The 16,398-nt window shown below is 49.0% G+C and carries 14 protein-coding genes; 9 read left to right on the plus strand and 5 right to left on the minus strand.

What is annotated here, in order from left to right; all coding sequences use genetic code 11:
• Positions 1-40: 40 nt before the first annotated feature.
• Positions 41-190 (minus strand): small acid-soluble spore protein O, encoded by a 150-nt coding sequence (gene sspO / locus AC0TWI_RS00795; RefSeq protein ID WP_488124433.1) that lies wholly within the window; start codon positions 188-190, stop codon positions 41-43.
• 77 nt (positions 191-267) lie between these two features.
• Here sspO and thiD point away from each other — a divergent pair, with 77 nt between their 5' ends.
• The 3 genes from thiD (at position 268) to AC0TWI_RS00810 (ending at position 3,251) form a co-directional block, all read left to right on the plus strand.
• Complete coding sequence (gene thiD, locus AC0TWI_RS00800; protein WP_488124434.1) at positions 268-1,110, plus strand: bifunctional hydroxymethylpyrimidine kinase/phosphomethylpyrimidine kinase; 843 nt, start codon at positions 268-270, stop codon at positions 1,108-1,110.
• Positions 1,111-1,183: 73 nt separating this feature from the next.
• Positions 1,184-2,005 carry a hypothetical protein gene (locus AC0TWI_RS00805; RefSeq protein ID WP_488124435.1) on the plus strand — a complete coding sequence of 274 codons (822 nt, stop codon included), beginning with the start codon at positions 1,184-1,186 and terminating at the stop codon, positions 2,003-2,005.
• A gap of 280 nt (positions 2,006-2,285) precedes the next feature.
• On the plus strand, positions 2,286-3,251 hold the full coding sequence (locus tag AC0TWI_RS00810) for a Gfo/Idh/MocA family protein (RefSeq protein ID WP_488124436.1): 966 nt from the start codon (positions 2,286-2,288) through the stop codon (positions 3,249-3,251).
• 170 nt (positions 3,252-3,421) lie between these two features.
• On the opposite strand, the gene yfcC is transcribed toward AC0TWI_RS00810, so the two are convergent.
• Both yfcC and AC0TWI_RS00820 read right to left on the minus strand, forming a co-directional pair.
• On the minus strand, positions 3,422-4,927 hold the full coding sequence (gene yfcC / locus AC0TWI_RS00815) for a putative basic amino acid antiporter YfcC (protein WP_488124437.1): 1,506 nt from the start codon (positions 4,925-4,927) through the stop codon (positions 3,422-3,424).
• A gap of 501 nt (positions 4,928-5,428) precedes the next feature.
• Positions 5,429-6,919, minus strand: coding sequence for a peptide MFS transporter (locus AC0TWI_RS00820; protein ID WP_488124438.1), 1,491 nt, complete (start codon positions 6,917-6,919; stop codon positions 5,429-5,431).
• Between the two features lie 287 nt (positions 6,920-7,206).
• Between AC0TWI_RS00820 and AC0TWI_RS00825 the strand changes: the two genes are divergently transcribed.
• Entirely contained in the window at positions 7,207-7,767 is a 561-nt protein-coding gene (locus AC0TWI_RS00825; RefSeq protein WP_488124439.1) for a maltose acetyltransferase domain-containing protein, read from the plus strand.
• Between the two features lie 76 nt (positions 7,768-7,843).
• Here the strand turns inward: AC0TWI_RS00825 and AC0TWI_RS00830 are convergent, their stop codons facing one another.
• Together AC0TWI_RS00830 and lepB are read right to left on the minus strand one after the other, a co-directional pair.
• Positions 7,844-8,830, minus strand: a complete 987-nt coding sequence (locus tag AC0TWI_RS00830; RefSeq protein WP_488124440.1) for a D-alanyl-D-alanine carboxypeptidase family protein — start codon at positions 8,828-8,830, stop codon at positions 7,844-7,846.
• A 101-nt stretch (positions 8,831-8,931) separates the two neighbouring features.
• Positions 8,932-9,468: a signal peptidase I gene (lepB, locus tag AC0TWI_RS00835; protein ID WP_488124441.1), complete on the minus strand. Its 537-nt coding sequence runs from the start codon at positions 9,466-9,468 to the stop codon at positions 8,932-8,934.
• A 169-nt stretch (positions 9,469-9,637) separates the two neighbouring features.
• On the opposite strand from lepB, the gene AC0TWI_RS00840 reads away from it, so the two are divergent.
• The 5 genes from AC0TWI_RS00840 to AC0TWI_RS00860 all read left to right on the plus strand — a co-directional run bounded on the left by AC0TWI_RS00840 (position 9,638) and on the right by AC0TWI_RS00860 (position 16,249).
• Positions 9,638-10,930, plus strand: a complete 1,293-nt coding sequence (locus tag AC0TWI_RS00840; protein WP_488124442.1) for a pyrimidine-nucleoside phosphorylase — start codon at positions 9,638-9,640, stop codon at positions 10,928-10,930.
• An 88-nt stretch (positions 10,931-11,018) separates the two neighbouring features.
• Entirely contained in the window at positions 11,019-11,573 is a 555-nt protein-coding gene (locus AC0TWI_RS00845; RefSeq protein WP_488124500.1) for a nitroreductase family protein, read from the plus strand.
• 131 nt (positions 11,574-11,704) lie between these two features.
• Complete coding sequence (locus tag AC0TWI_RS00850) at positions 11,705-12,439, plus strand: SDR family NAD(P)-dependent oxidoreductase (protein ID WP_488124443.1); 735 nt, start codon at positions 11,705-11,707, stop codon at positions 12,437-12,439.
• A 232-nt stretch (positions 12,440-12,671) separates the two neighbouring features.
• Entirely contained in the window at positions 12,672-13,127 is a 456-nt protein-coding gene (locus AC0TWI_RS00855; protein WP_488124444.1) for a MarR family winged helix-turn-helix transcriptional regulator, read from the plus strand.
• On the plus strand, positions 13,124-16,249 hold the full coding sequence (locus AC0TWI_RS00860) for an MMPL family transporter (RefSeq protein ID WP_488124445.1): 3,126 nt from the start codon (positions 13,124-13,126) through the stop codon (positions 16,247-16,249). Before AC0TWI_RS00855 ends, AC0TWI_RS00860 begins: the two co-directional genes overlap by 4 nt.
• The last annotated feature ends 149 nt before the right edge of the window (positions 16,250-16,398 follow it).

The raw sequence follows: 16,398 nt of genomic DNA on the forward strand, positions 1-16,398 counted from the left end.
GCTGCGGCAGACGGACTTTTTCCGTTTTGCCGCGACCGCTTTATTGATTCTTCTTCCGCTTTTTATTATGCTGCTTCTGCATTTCTGTCAGCGGTTCTTGGGAGGATGCTTCTATCCTCGCACCGAAGTTTGGCCCCTTGTCAGGTTGCAGTCCTGAAATATCACTTTCTGTCCTTTTGCTGTTTGCCACGTTCTTCACCTCCGCAACTTAGTTTGCCCCAAGAAAATGTTGAATATATATTTGATCAGAGAGAAAGGAAGATCAAGATGAAAAAGAAAAAGCCGACAGCCTTATCAATTGCCGGATCTGCAGCGAGAGGGGGAGCTGGCATCCAGGCAGATCTGAAAACGTTTCAGGAGCTTGGCGTTTTTGGAATGAGTGCCATTACGGCAATTGTCGCCACCCATCCCCGTCTCGATCAAGGGATTTTCCCTCAGCCGCTTGAGGCGATTGAAGCGCAAGTTCATACAGCGCTCGGGGATATCGGGGCCGATGCGGTTAAGACCGGAATGCTTTTTACGAGTGAGGTTATTGAAAACACGGCTGGATGGCTAAAGCAAGCGGGTGCCCGTAATCTTGTCGTAGACCCGGTCATGGTTGGAAAAATGGGATCTGCTCTTTTAAAAGATGAAGCAATTGAAGCAATGAAGGTGAAACTGATTCCGCGTGCGCTGATCATTACGCCGAATATGCCGGAAGCGGCGATGTTGCTCGGATCGGGCCCCCTCAGTTCGATTGAGGATTTGAAAGAGGCTGCCGCGAAGCTTTACGAACTGGGGCCAAAATATGTATTGGTGAAAGGCGGCCGGCTTGAAGGACCCGCCACAGACGTCCTCTTCGACGGAAGCAGCTTCACGATCCTCGAAGCTCCCTGGATTGAAACGATTCATACGAACGGTGCCGGTTGTACATACTCCGCTGCCATTACCGCCGAGTTGGCAAAAGGAGAATCCGTCCCCGCTGCGGTTGAAAAGGCAAAGTGTTTCATTACAGCGGCTATCCGGCATTCCTTCAACTTTAAGCGGGGAGTGGGACCGACGGATCACTCCGCCTACAGAATTTATGGCGAGAACGAGGTGGCCATATCGTCGCATAAGCTCGAGTCTTGATCGGATTCCTCTTCCCGCAAACAAATTGCCTTGAAGCACATAGGATAGGAATAGGCGGGAGGTGAAAGGCAGGATGGTATTATTCATGAACGAAGGGGACCATCCCGATATTTTCAAAAACGAGGGAAGAATTGAGGTTGATAATCAGGAAAAAGTGGAAGTCGACTATTTTTCCGAGCTGCTGGAGGCACAAAATCGATCCAATGAGGAGCTGCATGCATCCTTCGAAGAGCTGAAAAGGCTGATGGGGAGGATGGAGCGTTCTCAAGTAAAGGAAGCCGGATCCCTCCAAAAACAGCTTATCCAGCTTCAAAAAGGCCAAGAAAAAATAGAAGCCATCGAGGCGGACATGATCAGCAGGTTGAAAAGCCTCGAAACTGATGAAAAGGAAATCCATGACAAAATGCATGCCCATGCCGCAGCCAGTCTGCGTGCAGATAAAGAAATTATCGGCAAGCTAAAGCGCTTCGAAAAACTGTATTCCCAGTTTGCCGGCCAAGAACAGGAAATCAGAAAAGCACAGGAAGCGGCAGAGGAAAAACTGGCACTGATCGAAGCGGCAGGCAAGGAGGCTCTCACAGAAATCAGGAGAGTCGGAGAAAGTCAGGAAGAACTATCGGGGAAATTTGAAATAGGGGAAAAAGAGCGAGAAAGTATTGCTGGCCGGCTCGAGAAGCAAGAGGCGCTGACAGAGAAAGTCCTTCGCCAGCTCCAGCATCTCCGTTCTATTATTTTCGAGCGGAGCAGCGATCTGGCGGAAAAAATCGAGAACGGTGCGGCGCTGACTGCGTCCTCCGTGCAGCGCCTCTTTTCCTTGAACCAGCAGCAGCTGCTCCTTACCCGGCCTCCGGATGAGGGAGCGAAGGAGCGTGCGGAAAATTCTGCTCATGATTGATAGAATGGAATAAACTTGGTCTGGCCCGATGCGGGGCAGGCTTTTTTTCATAATAGGAGTGGTTAGAAATAGTAAGAAGTGAGATTTATGAAATGATAGGCTAGGGGGCCTTATCACCCGGACATTCACAAAGCTGGCGCCATACTTGATGAATTCGCTATACTTGGTCATACCTGCGACTTTTCTGTCGGCAATCCTCAGGACTCTGAATGGTGACATTCTATCAAAAATGGAGATTCGCAGGGTCTGTCAAAGGATTAAAAATGGAGGGGAGAAAAGCATGAAACTGAAATTTGGTATTTTAGGAGCGGCAAATATCGCAAAAAAGGCGATCATTCCTGCGATTTTGCGTTCGGAAAATGTGGAAGTTGCCGCGATTGCAAGCGGAAGTGGGAAAGGCGAGGAATTTGCCAAGGAGTTTAACATTCCAAAGGTCTATTCCTCTTATGAGGAACTTTTGGCTGATCCGGACATTGATGCAGTCTATATTCCGCTGCCTAACCATCTTCATAAGGAATGGGTCATCCGCTCGGCGGAGGCGAAAAAACATGTTCTATGCGAAAAGCCGGCGGCCCTTACATCCGGAGATGCAGAGGAAATGGCTGCAGCATGCGAAGAGCATGGGGTGAAATTCATGGAGGCGTTCATGTACCAGTTCCATCCCCAGCATGCGAGAGTAAAAGAAATCATCAAGAGCGGAGAGATCGGCGACGTCCGGCTGATCCGGTCCTCATTCTCGTTTTATCTGGAGCCGGAGGCTGATAATATTCGCCTCAAACGTGAGGCAGGGGGCGGGGCTCTCTATGACGTCGGCTGCTACTGTGTCCACGCCAGCCGCATGATCATGGGCGAAGAGCCGGCGAGCGTCCAGGCGGCCGCCTATTTCCATCCGGAGCTCGGGGTCGACCTGAACACTGCCGGCATCCTTGAATTCAGCGGCGGGAAGCTCGCTTCATTCGATTGCAGCTTTGAGCGTTCGTCTGAGGATACATATGAAGTGCTCGGCACAAGGGGGACGATTTCAGTGCCATTCGCATTCCGGCCCGACAAGGAGGAAGACGGCGGTCTTGTCATTGTCAGGACAGACGGGAATGAAAGAAAGGAAACAATTCCCGGTGATCAGTACAGACTTCAGATTGAACACTTCGCAGACAGCATTCTGAGCAATGGACCGCTATCCTATGATGGACGCGAAACCGTTAAAAACATGAAAGTGATCGAAGCGCTGTATGACACAATGAAATAAGATCTAAAAAAGGCTGCAACAGAAACCCGCTTCTCTAAGGGGATTCTGCTGCAGCCTCTATTTATTGCATTAGCTTACTGTAAGTGGGGAGCAAAAGCGAGTAAACGTCCGATTTGTTCCACCAATAATGAATGGGGGATGAAGGAGCCCCCGCTCATTGAAGTTTCGCCTTATTGATAGCCGATTAATACGGCTACAATGACAAATATACTGGAGATAGCTACGAGCCATAGCATGAATTTGAAGATGAATTTTGCCCAGACGCCCCAATCGAGACGGGCTGCTCCAAGTGTTCCCATCAGCGCAGCCGATGTAGGCACAATGATATTCGTCAAACCGTCGCCAAGCTGGAAGGCGAGTACAGCTACCTGGCGGGTAACGCCCGCAATATCGGCGAGCGGTGCCATAAGCGGCATCGTCAATGCAGCCTGTGCAGAACCGGAAACAACGAAGAAGTTGAAGACGGACTGGAACAGGTACATGAACCAGGCGGACAATACGGTTGGAAAATCGCCGATAAACTGGCCGGCTCCATACAGCGCCGTATTAAGCACAGAAGGCTCGGACGCACTGTCTCCGCCAAGAATGAGGACGATCCCTTTCGCCATTCCAACAATCAGTGCTGCCGGAAGCAGGTCTTTCGCGCCCTCGGTGAAGCTGTTCGCCAAGTCATTCGCACGCATGCCATTCAACTTGAAAATGATGCCAATCAGGCCGGCAACAAGCCCCATTGTGAAGAACTGTGTGGCAATCTCAGGAATATAGTAGCCTTTTTCTGTAACGCCCCAAATAACCCAAACGATACCGGCAAGCAATGTCAAAAGGACAAGAGCGTGTCCTGTACCGAATTTCACATTCAATTCTTTATTTGCAGATTGCTTGCGGAAATAACCATCCGTCTTGTATGAAAGCGAGCTTTGCGGATCTTTCTTGATCTTATTTGCATAACGCCAAGTATAAAAAATACCAAATCCGGTAAACACGATCCACATGATGATCCGGTAGCCGGAACCCGACATGACCGGAATATCGGATACGCCCTGTGCGATCGATACGCTGAATGGATTCATCCAGGAAGAGGCAAAGCCGATCTGTGTTGCGACATATGTAATCATGACAGCTGTAAGCGCATCGTAGCCGATCGTGACCATCATTGGAGCAAGAATCATGGCAAATGCGATCGCCTCTTCACCCATCCCAAATACAGCGCCGCCTAGCGAGAAAAGCGTGAACAGGATCGGGATGATCAGCACTTCCCGCCCTTTCGTTTTCTGAATGACGGTCATGATCCCTTCTTCAATCGCCTGTGTCCTCATCACGATGCCGAACGCACCGCCGATAACGAGAATAAAAGCGACCACTCCGACAGCGGATCCCCACTTGTCGCCTGAGGTCAATCCTTCGAACACATAGTTGAGAAAGCCAGTTTCCCCTCCTGATTTAAAGAGGGCAGCCCCTTCGCGGACAAGATTTCCATCGTCATCCTTTAAAAAATGAAAGCTCTCCGGGATGAGGACAGTCCTCGTCGCTTCCTCCCCTTTGACGGTATACGTCACGTCTTTCGTCTCAAACTGTCCGACCGGCACGAGGTAGGTCAATAGGCCGGCAAACAGCACAACAAAAAAGACGATTAAAAATGTATGGGGCATTTCCCATGTTCTATTTTTCTTGTCCATATCGAATCTCCTTATCTACTGTCAATCCGCTCCTTGCGGATAAAAGAATGATGTACAACATTTTGACCGGTCTAATACACGAATCATGAATAAATATGTACTTGGACATTATAACACGCTATGTCTTGACGTCAAAAGTGGAAGTTTGATGAATGCTTTATTCATTTTTATTAGTTGTACACTTTATGAAAAGGAACGGTTCATCCACCCCCATGCTAATTAGCCGGCAAGCAAATCGATACAATTGACGCCCTATCATACTTCCCGTTCCTTTTTGTTATGAAACACGAAGAGGGGCAGAAAGATAAATGATTTGTACCTATAGGTTTAGGAGATATCCAGCGCATGATCCACCCTCAGCATTGAAGCTGTGGATTGGCTGCACAAGAAGGACCGCTTGAAATCCTGGCAAATGGATAGAGACAAAGGGAGAACATTTCAAGACAGAAAAAAGCAGGAGAAGAAAAACGAGACGTTTTCTTCTCCTGCTTTTTTAAGAGCTTATTTGACGCCTTTCATAAAGCGCTGAATCATCGGGGAGATGAGGAACAGGATAACGGAAAGAACGATGGCCGCTCCTCCAATGACACCAAAGTAAATCATCTCAGTTTCAGGCTTGTAAAAGTTGACAATCTGGGCGTTCATCGCCTGTGCCGCAGCATTGGACAGGAACCAGAGGCTCATTGTCTGTGCCGAGAAGGCAGCAGGCGCAAGCTTCGTCGTTGCCGATAGTCCGACAGGGGACAGGCAAAGTTCTCCGATTACGACAATAAAGTAGCTGAGCACGAGCCAGAGCGGATTCACGAGTGAATTCTCTCCGCCGAAGTAGGCTGGCAGCAGGATCACAAGGAAAGACAGGCCTGCGAACAAAAGCCCAAGCGAGAATTTCCGGGGAACCGATGGCTGGCGGTCACCAAGCTTGACCCATAGACCCGCAAACACGGGAGCAAAAATAATGATGAAAAGCGGGTTCAGCGATTGGAACCATGCGGGCGAAATGTCAAATCCTGCAATGTGAAGCTGTGTCCGTTTATCCGCATAATTGGCCAGGATGGTCGATCCTTGTTCCTGGATGGACCAGAACATAACAGCAGCAAGGAAAAGCGGAATGTATGCCAAGATTCTTGAGCGCTCGACATCTGTTGTCTTCGGGCTTCTATACATGACGATAAAGTAGATGGTCGGAATGAGGAAGCCGAGAATACCAATTAATTTAATGAACGATTTGAATGTCAGCATGCCAGTTGGAATACCGACACCGACTAAAATGGCGATGACAACGAGACCGACTGCAGCCATGCCATACACTTTTTTCTTTTCAGATGGCTGAAGCGGGTTGCCAGGAGCTGTACCGGCAAGTCCAAGGTTTTTCTTCTTTGTCATCAAGAAGATGACGAGTCCGAAGAACATACCAATAGCGGCAATCCCAAAGCCGAGGTGGAAGCTCTTTTTCATCACTTCTCCGACAATCAGCGGGGAAATGAAGCCGCCCAGGTTGATTGCCATGTAGAAAATACTGAATCCGGCGTCGCGACGCTGGTCTTCCTCACTGTACATATCACCGACGATGGTCGATACGTTCGGTTTCAGCAAACCTGTCCCCAAAACGATCAGAACCATGGAAGTGAAGAACAGTGCCAAGTTTCCTGGAATGGCAAGGGCGATATGACCGAGCATGATCAAAACCCCGCCGTAGAAGACCGCTTTCGATGTACCGAAGATCCGGTCCGCAAGCCATCCGCCGATGATCCCCGACATGTATACGAGAGATCCGTAAATGGACATAATGGCAAGGGCGATATTCTGGTCGAGTCCAAGACCGCCTTTTGAGACTTCATAGTACATATAGAATACGAGGATGGCTCTCATTCCATAGTAGGAGAACCGCTCCCAGAATTCTGTGAAAAATAAAGTGAAAAGCCCTTTCGGATGTCCGAAGAATCCGGTCTGCGGCACACTTTCAACAATTTTCTGTTTGCTGATATTTGACATTATCCTGTCCTCCTTAAATATGTTAATATAATACTTCTTTCTCATCTTGACTGTCAAAATCTTTTTGTTTCCATAACTGACAGTTGATTGTTAGAGCCCTTTGTTTTCTCACTATAATAATTTTCTAACAATTAATCGAGAAAGTTAAGTTATTATGGAAAACTCGACTTCTAACTTTACCCTATTTTCCCCATGGTGTAAATGGAAAGATGTAAAGAAATTCGTCCTGCTGCTTTATTGAGAGTTCTGGTATAATCACGATGAATCCAGGACAGGGGGACAGGGAGATGCGGACTGAGAAAGAAAAGATGCTGGCGGGGGAGATGTATGACCCGGCAGATCCTGTACTTGCCGAAGACCGTCAGGAGGCGAGACGGAAGGTAAGGCTTTACAATGAAACACCTGAGACAGAGAGCGAGAAACGAAAGAGGATTCTCAAGGATTTGCTCGGATCGACAGGAGAAAATGTTTTTATGGAGCCGAGCATCCGTTTTGACTATGGCTATAATTTGCATGTAGGGGAAAACTTCTTTGCCAATTTTGACTGTGTCTTTCTCGATGTGTGTGAAATCAGAATCGGTGATAATTGTATGCTTGCACCGGGTGTCCACATTTATACGGCGACACATCCGCTTGATCCGAACGAACGGAATTCAGGGAAAGAGTATGCGAAACCAGTCAAGATCGGCCATAATGTCTGGATCGGCGGCAGAGCTGTCATCAATCCGGGCGTGACGATCGGTGATAATGCCGTCATCGCCTCAGGCGCAGTAGTAACAAAAGATGTGCCGAACAACGCGGTAGTCGGCGGAAACCCGGCACGCGTACTCAAGATGATCGAAGCATAAAGTTATAAAAAAAGCAGGCGTTATTGTAGTGCACCCCAAGTGCACCACACATGCCTGCTTTTTTTGCTGCCAGCGGTTAGATCCCCATGGCAGCAAATGCTTCTTCATACAGCCGCTTCGTTTCGGCAAAACGGGCATCGATCGTCGGGGTGCCGATCACAACTGATATGAGACGAGTATCGTCCCTTTTTACCGTGCCGGTAAAACAGTAGCCGGCCTCATCGGTGAAACCGGTCTTCAGCCCGTCGACGCCATCAAAGCCGGTCGTTGTTTCTTCGCCGCCAGGCAGCATCCGGTTCGTGTTCCCGTACGTATCCTCAGCGAAAGTGAGCACGGTCTGTTCAGTGATGTCGAGAATTTCCGGATGATATTCGAGCAGATGCTGCGAGAGCAAGGCAAGTTCTTTTGCCGTCATCATATTCGTTTCGTTTTTTCCGCCCGTTGAAAAATAGTCGCCCAAATCTTCGTTATTCAAGCCGGAGCTGTTGACAAAGGAGGCATGTGTGAAGCCGAGTTCTTTCGCCTTGTTGTTCATCAGCACAACAAAGTCCTTTTCGCTGCCCGCCACCGTTTCAGAGAGGGCTATGGCCGCGTCATTGGCGGAATGGATGGCCATTGCATCAAAAAGTTCCTTTACGGTATAGTCCTTTCCCGGTTCAAGCCGGACTGCTGCGAGTCCTGGAGCAGCGGAAATCGCCAGTGCATAATCGCTTGGCAGAACCCGGTCCGACCATCCAATTTCCCCTTGCTCAATCGCATCAAGGACAAGCAGTTCCGTCATGATTTTTGACATGCTGGCAATCGGAAGCGGCAGGTCAATCTCTTCTCCGTATAAAATACGTCCCGTATCCGCATCAAGCAGAACGGCTGATTTTGCATTGAGATGCAAATCCGTCAGCTCGATCTTTTTTGGAGCTTCTTTTAGCAGGCTGGCCGACTGCTTCAGCGGGAATGGAACCGGCTTGGCCACAGATGCCTCACTCTCATGCCCGAGGCCGAAATAAAGGCCCGCGAGGATAGCGAGGAGGATGCCTGAGGCCGCCCAAATTCTACGCAATTTCATGTATGTATTCTCCTTGCCATGCAGTTATTCATCCCCAGTATACCAAAACAGGCATTGGCCCGGCATGGAAAAACCTGTCTCAGGAACAGAGACAGGTTCTCTTAGCGGATGGAGCGGATCTCGCCGAATGGGAAGATGACGAATTTGCTCTTTCCGATGATCTGCTCTTTTTGAATGAAGCCGAGTGCATTGCGGCTGTCCTTGCTGCGGTAGCGATTGTCGCCCATGACAAAGTATTCCTCATCCGGAACCTCAATCGGGCCAAAATCCTCGGTCAGTTTCATTCCGCGCTTCGCTGCCTGCTTCCGGTTTTCTTCCAAATAAGGCTCACTTACTTTTTCGCCGTTCAACAAGAGCACGTCATCCCGCATTTCAATGATATCCCCCGGTACAGCAATCACCCTTTTCACATAATGTGTTTTTTCTTCAGGAGCAGAAATAATCACAATATCTCCTCTGTCCGCTTCCCCGATCCAGGACACAGTCTTGCTCATAATGACCCTCTCCCGGTCATGGAGTGTCGGTTCCATGGATGCCCCGTCGACAAGCACAGGTGAAAACAAAAAGGTGCGCACGACCACGACGAGAATGATGGCAACAGCGAAGGATTTAATCCAGCCGATTGCTTCTTCTTTCATTAATATAAACTCCTCTCTTGCATACTGAATAACTCTATCATCGCATATCTTCATCGGGTTGTGGCAATGTTTTTTGAAAAACTTTCTCCTTTTTGACATCTGCATCAGAACCTTTGATAATGAAGGAAAGTAAGCGTTTTGCAGATCGAATTGAAAAGGAGTGACCCGCGTGAGAATGGTTGATATTTTAGCGAAAAAAAGAGATGGGCTTCCACTGGAAAAAGAGGAGATCCGTTTCGTCATTGAAGGGTATACGGATGGTTCCATTCCGGATTATCAGATGGCGGCTTTCCTGATGGCGGTCTATTTCCGGGGAATGAGCCCGGAAGAAACAGCGGAACTGACGATGGCAATGGTTGAATCGGGAGACCAAATCGACCTTTCTGCCATCGGGGGAATCAAGGTCGACAAGCACTCGACTGGCGGGGTCGGCGATACGACAACACTAATTCTGGCGCCGATGGTGGCAGCCCTCGGAATTCCGGTTGCGAAAATGTCAGGCAGAGGGCTCGGCCATACTGGAGGAACGCTTGACAAGCTTGAGGCTGTCCCGGGTTTTCATGTGGAAATCTCTGATCAGCAATTCATTGATCTTGTGAACCAAAACAAAGTGGCAGTTGTCGGCCAGACAGGAAACCTGACACCGGCCGATAAAAAGATATATGGACTTCGCGATGTCACAGCAACAGTCAATTCCATTCCGTTGATCGCAAGCTCGATCATGAGTAAGAAAATCGCTGCGGGAGCAGATGCGATTGTCCTTGACGTGAAAGTCGGCTCCGGGGCCTTTATGAAAAATATGGATGACGCCAAGGCGCTCGCTGCGGCAATGGTTGAAATCGGCAGCCGTGTCGGCCGGCAGACGATGGCCGTCATTTCCGACATGAGCCAGCCTCTCGGATATGCGGTCGGAAATGCGCTCGAGGTGAAAGAAGCGGCGGAGACGTTAAAAGGTGAAGGGCCGGCCGATCTCCAGGAACTCTGCCTTGTACTTGGAAGCAAAATGGCTGTACTTGCCGGAAAGGCAGCGTCTGAGGAGGAAGCGCGGAGTATGCTGGAAAACGTGATCAAAAATGGAGAAGCATTCGAGAAGTTCAAGCTATTCCTCTCCTCACAGGGCGGGGACAGCTCCGTCATTGACGACTTGTCGAAATTGCCGCAGGCATCTTATAAGATAGACGTTGAAGCGCCGGTCGACGGCTATGTGAGCGGAATACTGGCTGACGAAATTGGAATTGCCGCCATGATCCTTGGGGCAGGACGGGCAACGAAGGAATCGGTTATCGATCTGGCGGTTGGCGTTGTTCTTCACAAGAAAATCGGCGATCCGGTTAAAAAGGGAGAAGCGATCGCTACCATCCACAGCAACGGGGAATCGGCAGAAGAAGCGAAGGGTAAAATATTGCATGCGTACAGCTTTTCAGAGGAGCGGCCGGCACCGGTAAAACTGATCCATTCTTGAGGTTGTCCATCTCATTGCTTTCCTTTCGGATCATTGATATGATAAATGAAAATGGTTCTCAGTTAATGAGCAGGAGGAAGAATAATTGATGATGACAACAAGTTCTGTTGCAGATGTGATCCGTGAACGGACATCGGTCAAAAATGGCTATCTCGACAAGGAAGTGAGCCGCGAACTCGTCCTCTCCCTTTTGGAAGACGCGGTTTGGGCCCCGACGCATAAAGTCCGGGAGCCATGGCGTTTTATTTTCATCTCAGGCGACCGGAAAGAAGCATTTATTGATACGGTGCTGCAATGCCATGAAAAGAGCAAACACGAGGCAATGCGCAATAAATTCATCAATGTGCCGGCTTTCCTTGTAGTCGTCATGGATGAGGATCCGCGCCAGAAAGTGTGGGAAGAGGACTTTGCCGCCACAAGCTGCATGCTTCAGAATCTGCAGCTGCTTGCATGGGAAAAGGACCTCGGCATGGTTTGGAAAACTCCCGGGCATATTTATGACCCGAAATTCCGGGAAGCAATCGGTGTTGCCCCGGGTGAAAAAATTGCCGGCGTGATACACATCGGATATTTTGACAAAAATATTGTGGCGAAAAAGGAACGAAAACGGATAAACCCGTCTCAAAAGATGACAGATTTCTGACCATCATGCACAATAAGGATGACCCTGCCGGATTGTTCCCGAATTGCGGATGCAAAAGCAGCCCATACTATCCGGGAACATGCCGTCAAATCTGGCAGACGGCCACACACTTATGTTAAAGGAGAATGGCTATGAACCGTTTACAAGACAAAATCGTTATCATCACAGGTGGAGCATCCGGAATGGGAGCTTCCATGGCCAAATTGTTCGCCGGTGAAGGAGCGACTGTCATTGCAGCCGATATCAACGAGGAAAACTTGGCGAAAATCGCTGAACTCGACAATGTTGAAGGAATGAAACTTGATGTGACTTCAGACGAGAATTGGGCTGAGGTGACAAAAGCAATCAAAGATAAATACGGCCGTATCGATATTTTAATCAACAATGCCGGAATCTCTTCCGAAAAAACACCTGATCAAATTACTGATGCGGATTGGGCTCTAATGCACAAAATCAATTCTTTCGGTCCGTTCCTCGGCATCAAACATGCATCGAAATATATGAAGGAAGCCGGCAAAGGATCAATCGTCAACACATGCTCTTACACAGCAATCATCGGCTCCGGCTTTAACCATTACTCCGCATCTAAAGGATCCCTGCGTGCTATCGCGCGTGCAGCCGCAGCTGAGCTGGGCCAATACAACATCCGCGTCAACACGGTATTCCCGGGTGTCATCGAAACACCGATGACGGCAAACCTGACCGAATACAAAGACGCAATGGACATGCTGGTTCGTGCCACTCCAATGGGGCGGCTCGGGCAGCCTGAAGAAGTCGCAAACGCAATTCTGTTCCTCGCTTCTGATGAAGCTTCTTACATCACTGGCGGCGAACTCGTCATTGATGGCGGATACTCCGCACGATAAATGAAAAAATGGGAGTTGTCTGGAAGGTCGGCTTAGCCTGACTTCTGGGACAACTCCCTTTTTTTGTGGGAGCCGCTGTTACAATATTCCCTTTAGAATCCACGCCTTGTTAATCACTTCGCTACCTTATTCGCAAAAAAACTATAAAAATATTTTCACAACTCTTCCATTGACGGTCCAAGCCTGGCTATCTTATAGTTAATGAGGTAAATAGTTGACGGGGTGAACTAATTTGGAAAAGGATCAGATCCAGGTCATTTTTGACCGGTATATGAGCGTGTTTTTGCATGGGTCGAAAAGCATTTCCTCACAGATGTCGAACCAGCTTATGGAAGAGTTGTCACTTGAGCAGTTTTTGCTTGTGCGGATGCTGTACCAGCAGGGGGGAGTCCGGGCATCTGAGCTTGCGGAGCAGCTTTTCGTACATAAGAGTGCCATCACTGTCAAGGTGGATAAGTTGGTTAAGAAAGGCTTGATCGAGAAGAAGCGTGATGAAGGGGACAGGAGAAATGTCCACCTGCACCTGTCAGAGGAAGGCCGGGATCTATACGAAGCAATAGAAGAGAAAATTAACCATTTTGTCGAGTCGATTGTCCGGGCGATACCTGAGGAAGAGATGGAGATTTTTTCGAATGTATATAAAAAAATTGCAGACTATCTCGAAAAGTACGAGGAGGAACGGGAATGAAATCTGTTTTGAAATTCAGATGGGCGATTTTGGCGGTGTGGATCATAGCAGCCATCGCGCTGTTTTTCACAGCACCCGATATGTCAAAGCTTATCAGGGAAAAAGGGGAGCTTACGATTGCGGAGGGCTACCCGTCCAAAGTCGCTTCCGAAATTACGGCTAAGTATTCAACGAAGGCCAAGGGGACGGACGCGTTCATCGTCGTGTTCCATGGAGACAAAAAATTAACGGATGAACAGCTGGGCAATGCGGAGAAAACAATCGACAGACTGGAGAAAAGTAAGGATAAGCTCGGCATCGCCGATATTACTGCCCCTTTTAATGATGAAAATCTGAAGGATCAGCTTATCTCCAAAGACGGAAAAACAGTCATCGCCATGCTCGACGTCAAAACAGAAGGAAAAGAGATTAGCGAAATTCGGGAAAGCCTTGACAGAGAGATAAAAACACAAGGCGTGGAGACGTACATGACGGGCAACTCCCTCATAAATGAAGACGTGATTGTCAGCTCGGAAAAAGGACTGAAAAAGACGGAAGTGATCACGGTCATTTTTATCATGGTTGTTCTCGTCCTCGTGTTCCGATCGGCAGTTGCGCCATTTGTGCCGCTCCTCACAGTTGGGATGACATACGTTGTCAGCCAGTCGATCGTTTCTTTCCTCGTTGATAAATTGAACTTCCCGATTTCCAACTTCACCGCGACCTTCCTCGTCGCCGTCTTGTTTGGGATTGGTACGGACTATTGTATTTTGCTTCTAAGCCGCTATAAGGAGGAACTGTCAACGGGACAGGATATTCCGTCTGCTATCGTAACGACGTACAAAACGGCAGGCAAAACAGTCATTTACAGTGCAGTCGCTGTTATGATTGGGTTTGCATCGATCGGTTTTGCTTCCTTTAAACTTTATCAATCGGCTGTCGGGGTCGCCGTCGGGGTTTTTGTGCTGATTATTGCTCTATTTACCATTGTGCCATTTTTCATGTATACACTGAAAAAGGCTTTGTTCTGGCCGGTGAAGAAAGATATATCCCACTCGGAGAGCAAGCTCTGGGAGAAGATGGGCAATCTCGCCATCGTCCGCCCGTTGGCTGCGCTCGGGATTGTCGCCATCATTACGGTTCCGCTCCTTATCAGTTATGACGGGGAACTGTCGTTCAATTCCTTAGATGAAATTGGCGATAATTATGAATCAGTCAAAGGATTCAACCTTGTCGCTGACAGCTTTGGACCGGGAGAAATGATGCCGATTCAAATCGTTCTGGAAAACGACGATTCGATGAAAACAAAAGAATATTTGACGCTTCTTGAGGCGATTGACAACAAGCTTGAGAAACTCGATGACGTCGATAAAATCCGCGGCGTCACTCGTCCGACAGGAGAGAAACTGGAAGAAATCTATGTGAAGAAACAGGCTGGTGAGCTTGGGAAAGGGATTGGCGAAGGGACAGAAGGCATTGCCGCCATCAAGGATGGCTTAAATGAAGCCGCCAAGTCGATCAAAGGCTCCAAGCCGGAGATGGAAAAGGCGACGAGCGGCATCGACGATCTCCATAAAGGTACGAAGCAGCTCCAGTCAGGGGTCGGCCAGTTGCAGACTGCTCTTGGTGCAATTGAAACGGGGATCCGCCAAGGAACAGCAGGGGCTGGTGAATTGAAAAACGGCGCTGCCCAGGCGAGCCAGCAGGCGAAGACATTACAAACTGGAACAGAGAGGCTGCTTGCAGGCTACAAAGATGTGCAGGCGGGACTCTCCGGGCTGATTGCGGAATACGGAAAAGTTCCGGCAAGCCTGCAGGAAGCACAGCAGCAGCTCACGTCAATTGAAGGGCCGCTGAACCGCCTTGTGGCCAATCACCCGGAGATTGCCGAAGATGCGAATTTGGCAGAGATCCAGGGAATTGTCGGCAATGCGACAAAAAATGTTGCTGTTGCGGGAGGAACCATCACTGCCCTGAATGGCGAGCTTGAAAAGGTGCGCAGCGGGCTTGCGCAGGCAAATGAAAATCTCGCCAGCATCAGCGGAGGGCTCGGCCAATTTGCGAAAGGGCTGGAGGACATCCGCAACGGTCTTGCAAGCCTTGAGTCCGGTTTAGGAGAGGCTGCATCCGGACAGCATCAAGTTGTCGGTCAGATTCCGGCGATCGCGACTGGGCTCGGTGAGATTGCAAGCGGCCAAGATCAGTTGAAGAGCGGATTCGGGGATATGGGCAGCCAGCTTGACGAGCTGAGCAATGGCCTGGAACAGAGCAGCGAAGGTCTCGGCCAAATCGAAAGTGGATTTGGTGAAGCGGAAGGCTATTTGGATGATCTTGCGAAAGGGACGAATCTGCAGGAATCCGGCATCAACATACCGGAAGAATTGCTTTCAAGTGATGAGTTCCAGCAAGTGTTCGACCTTTATATGTCGCCGGATGGAAAAATGACGACGATTGATGTTGTTTTGGAGTCGAGCCCATACGACCAGAAGTCGATGGCAATGATTGGAGAAATTGAAGACACGGTCAAGGATGCCGTCAAAGGCACGAAATTGGAGCAGGCGAAAGTAGGGATCGGCGGCATCACGTCGATGAACCGCGACCTTGAGTCGATGTCCAATTCTGACTATACGAAGACCGTCACTTACATGATGATCGGGATTGTTCTCGTGCTTATCATCCTGCTACGGTCCCTCGTCATGCCGGTCTATATTATCGGTTCTTTGCTCTTAACCTATTATTCTTCCATTGCGCTGACGGAAGTGATTTTTGTCAACATTCTTGGCTATCCGGGAATCAACTGGGCGACTCCGTTCTTCGGCTTCGTCATCTTGATCGCACTCGGTGTCGATTACTCGATCTTCTTAATGGATCGATTTAGCGAATATAAAGAGCTGGATGTCAAAACCGGAATCATCCTAGCGATGAAAAACATGGGCACGGTCATCATGAGCGCGGCAGTCATCCTCGCAGGCACATTCGCAGCGATGCTGCCATCCGGCGTACTATCGATGCTCCAGATTGCGACTGTCGTTCTCTCGGGGCTCCTGTTCTACGCATTGATCATTCTGCCGCTTTTCGTTCCGGTATTGATCAACCTGCTTGGAAAAGCGAACTGGTGGCCATTCATGCAAGCCAAGAAATAATAGTAAAAAGCGGTCTCACCTGTCTGCAGGGGGGACCGCTTTACTATTGCTGAAAAACTTTCCGATCAAACGCACACCCCAAAACCATCCTGCGGTTCTAAGGCAGACCCGGCAGTTTTTGGCCACTAAGTATTTCAAATAATACCGCT

The organism is Lederbergia sp. B243.17 (genome assembly GCF_057657925.1).

Coding starts and splice junctions, on each gene's coding strand:
- thiD (WP_488124434.1), top strand. CDS start 268: ATGAAAAAGAAAAAGCCGACAGCCTTATCAATTGCCGGATCTGCAGCG.
- AC0TWI_RS00805 (WP_488124435.1), top strand. CDS start 1,184: ATGGTATTATTCATGAACGAAGGGGACCATCCCGATATTTTCAAAAAC.
- AC0TWI_RS00810 (WP_488124436.1), top strand. CDS start 2,286: ATGAAACTGAAATTTGGTATTTTAGGAGCGGCAAATATCGCAAAAAAG.
- yfcC (WP_488124437.1), bottom strand. CDS start 4,927: ATGGACAAGAAAAATAGAACATGGGAAATGCCCCATACATTTTTAATC.
- AC0TWI_RS00820 (WP_488124438.1), bottom strand. CDS start 6,919: ATGTCAAATATCAGCAAACAGAAAATTGTTGAAAGTGTGCCGCAGACC.
- AC0TWI_RS00825 (WP_488124439.1), top strand. CDS start 7,207: ATGCGGACTGAGAAAGAAAAGATGCTGGCGGGGGAGATGTATGACCCG.
- AC0TWI_RS00830 (WP_488124440.1), bottom strand. CDS start 8,830: ATGAAATTGCGTAGAATTTGGGCGGCCTCAGGCATCCTCCTCGCTATC.
- lepB (WP_488124441.1), bottom strand. CDS start 9,468: ATGAAAGAAGAAGCAATCGGCTGGATTAAATCCTTCGCTGTTGCCATC.
- AC0TWI_RS00845 (WP_488124500.1), top strand. CDS start 11,019: ATGATGACAACAAGTTCTGTTGCAGATGTGATCCGTGAACGGACATCG.
- AC0TWI_RS00850 (WP_488124443.1), top strand. CDS start 11,705: ATGAACCGTTTACAAGACAAAATCGTTATCATCACAGGTGGAGCATCC.
- AC0TWI_RS00860 (WP_488124445.1), top strand. CDS start 13,124: ATGAAATCTGTTTTGAAATTCAGATGGGCGATTTTGGCGGTGTGGATC.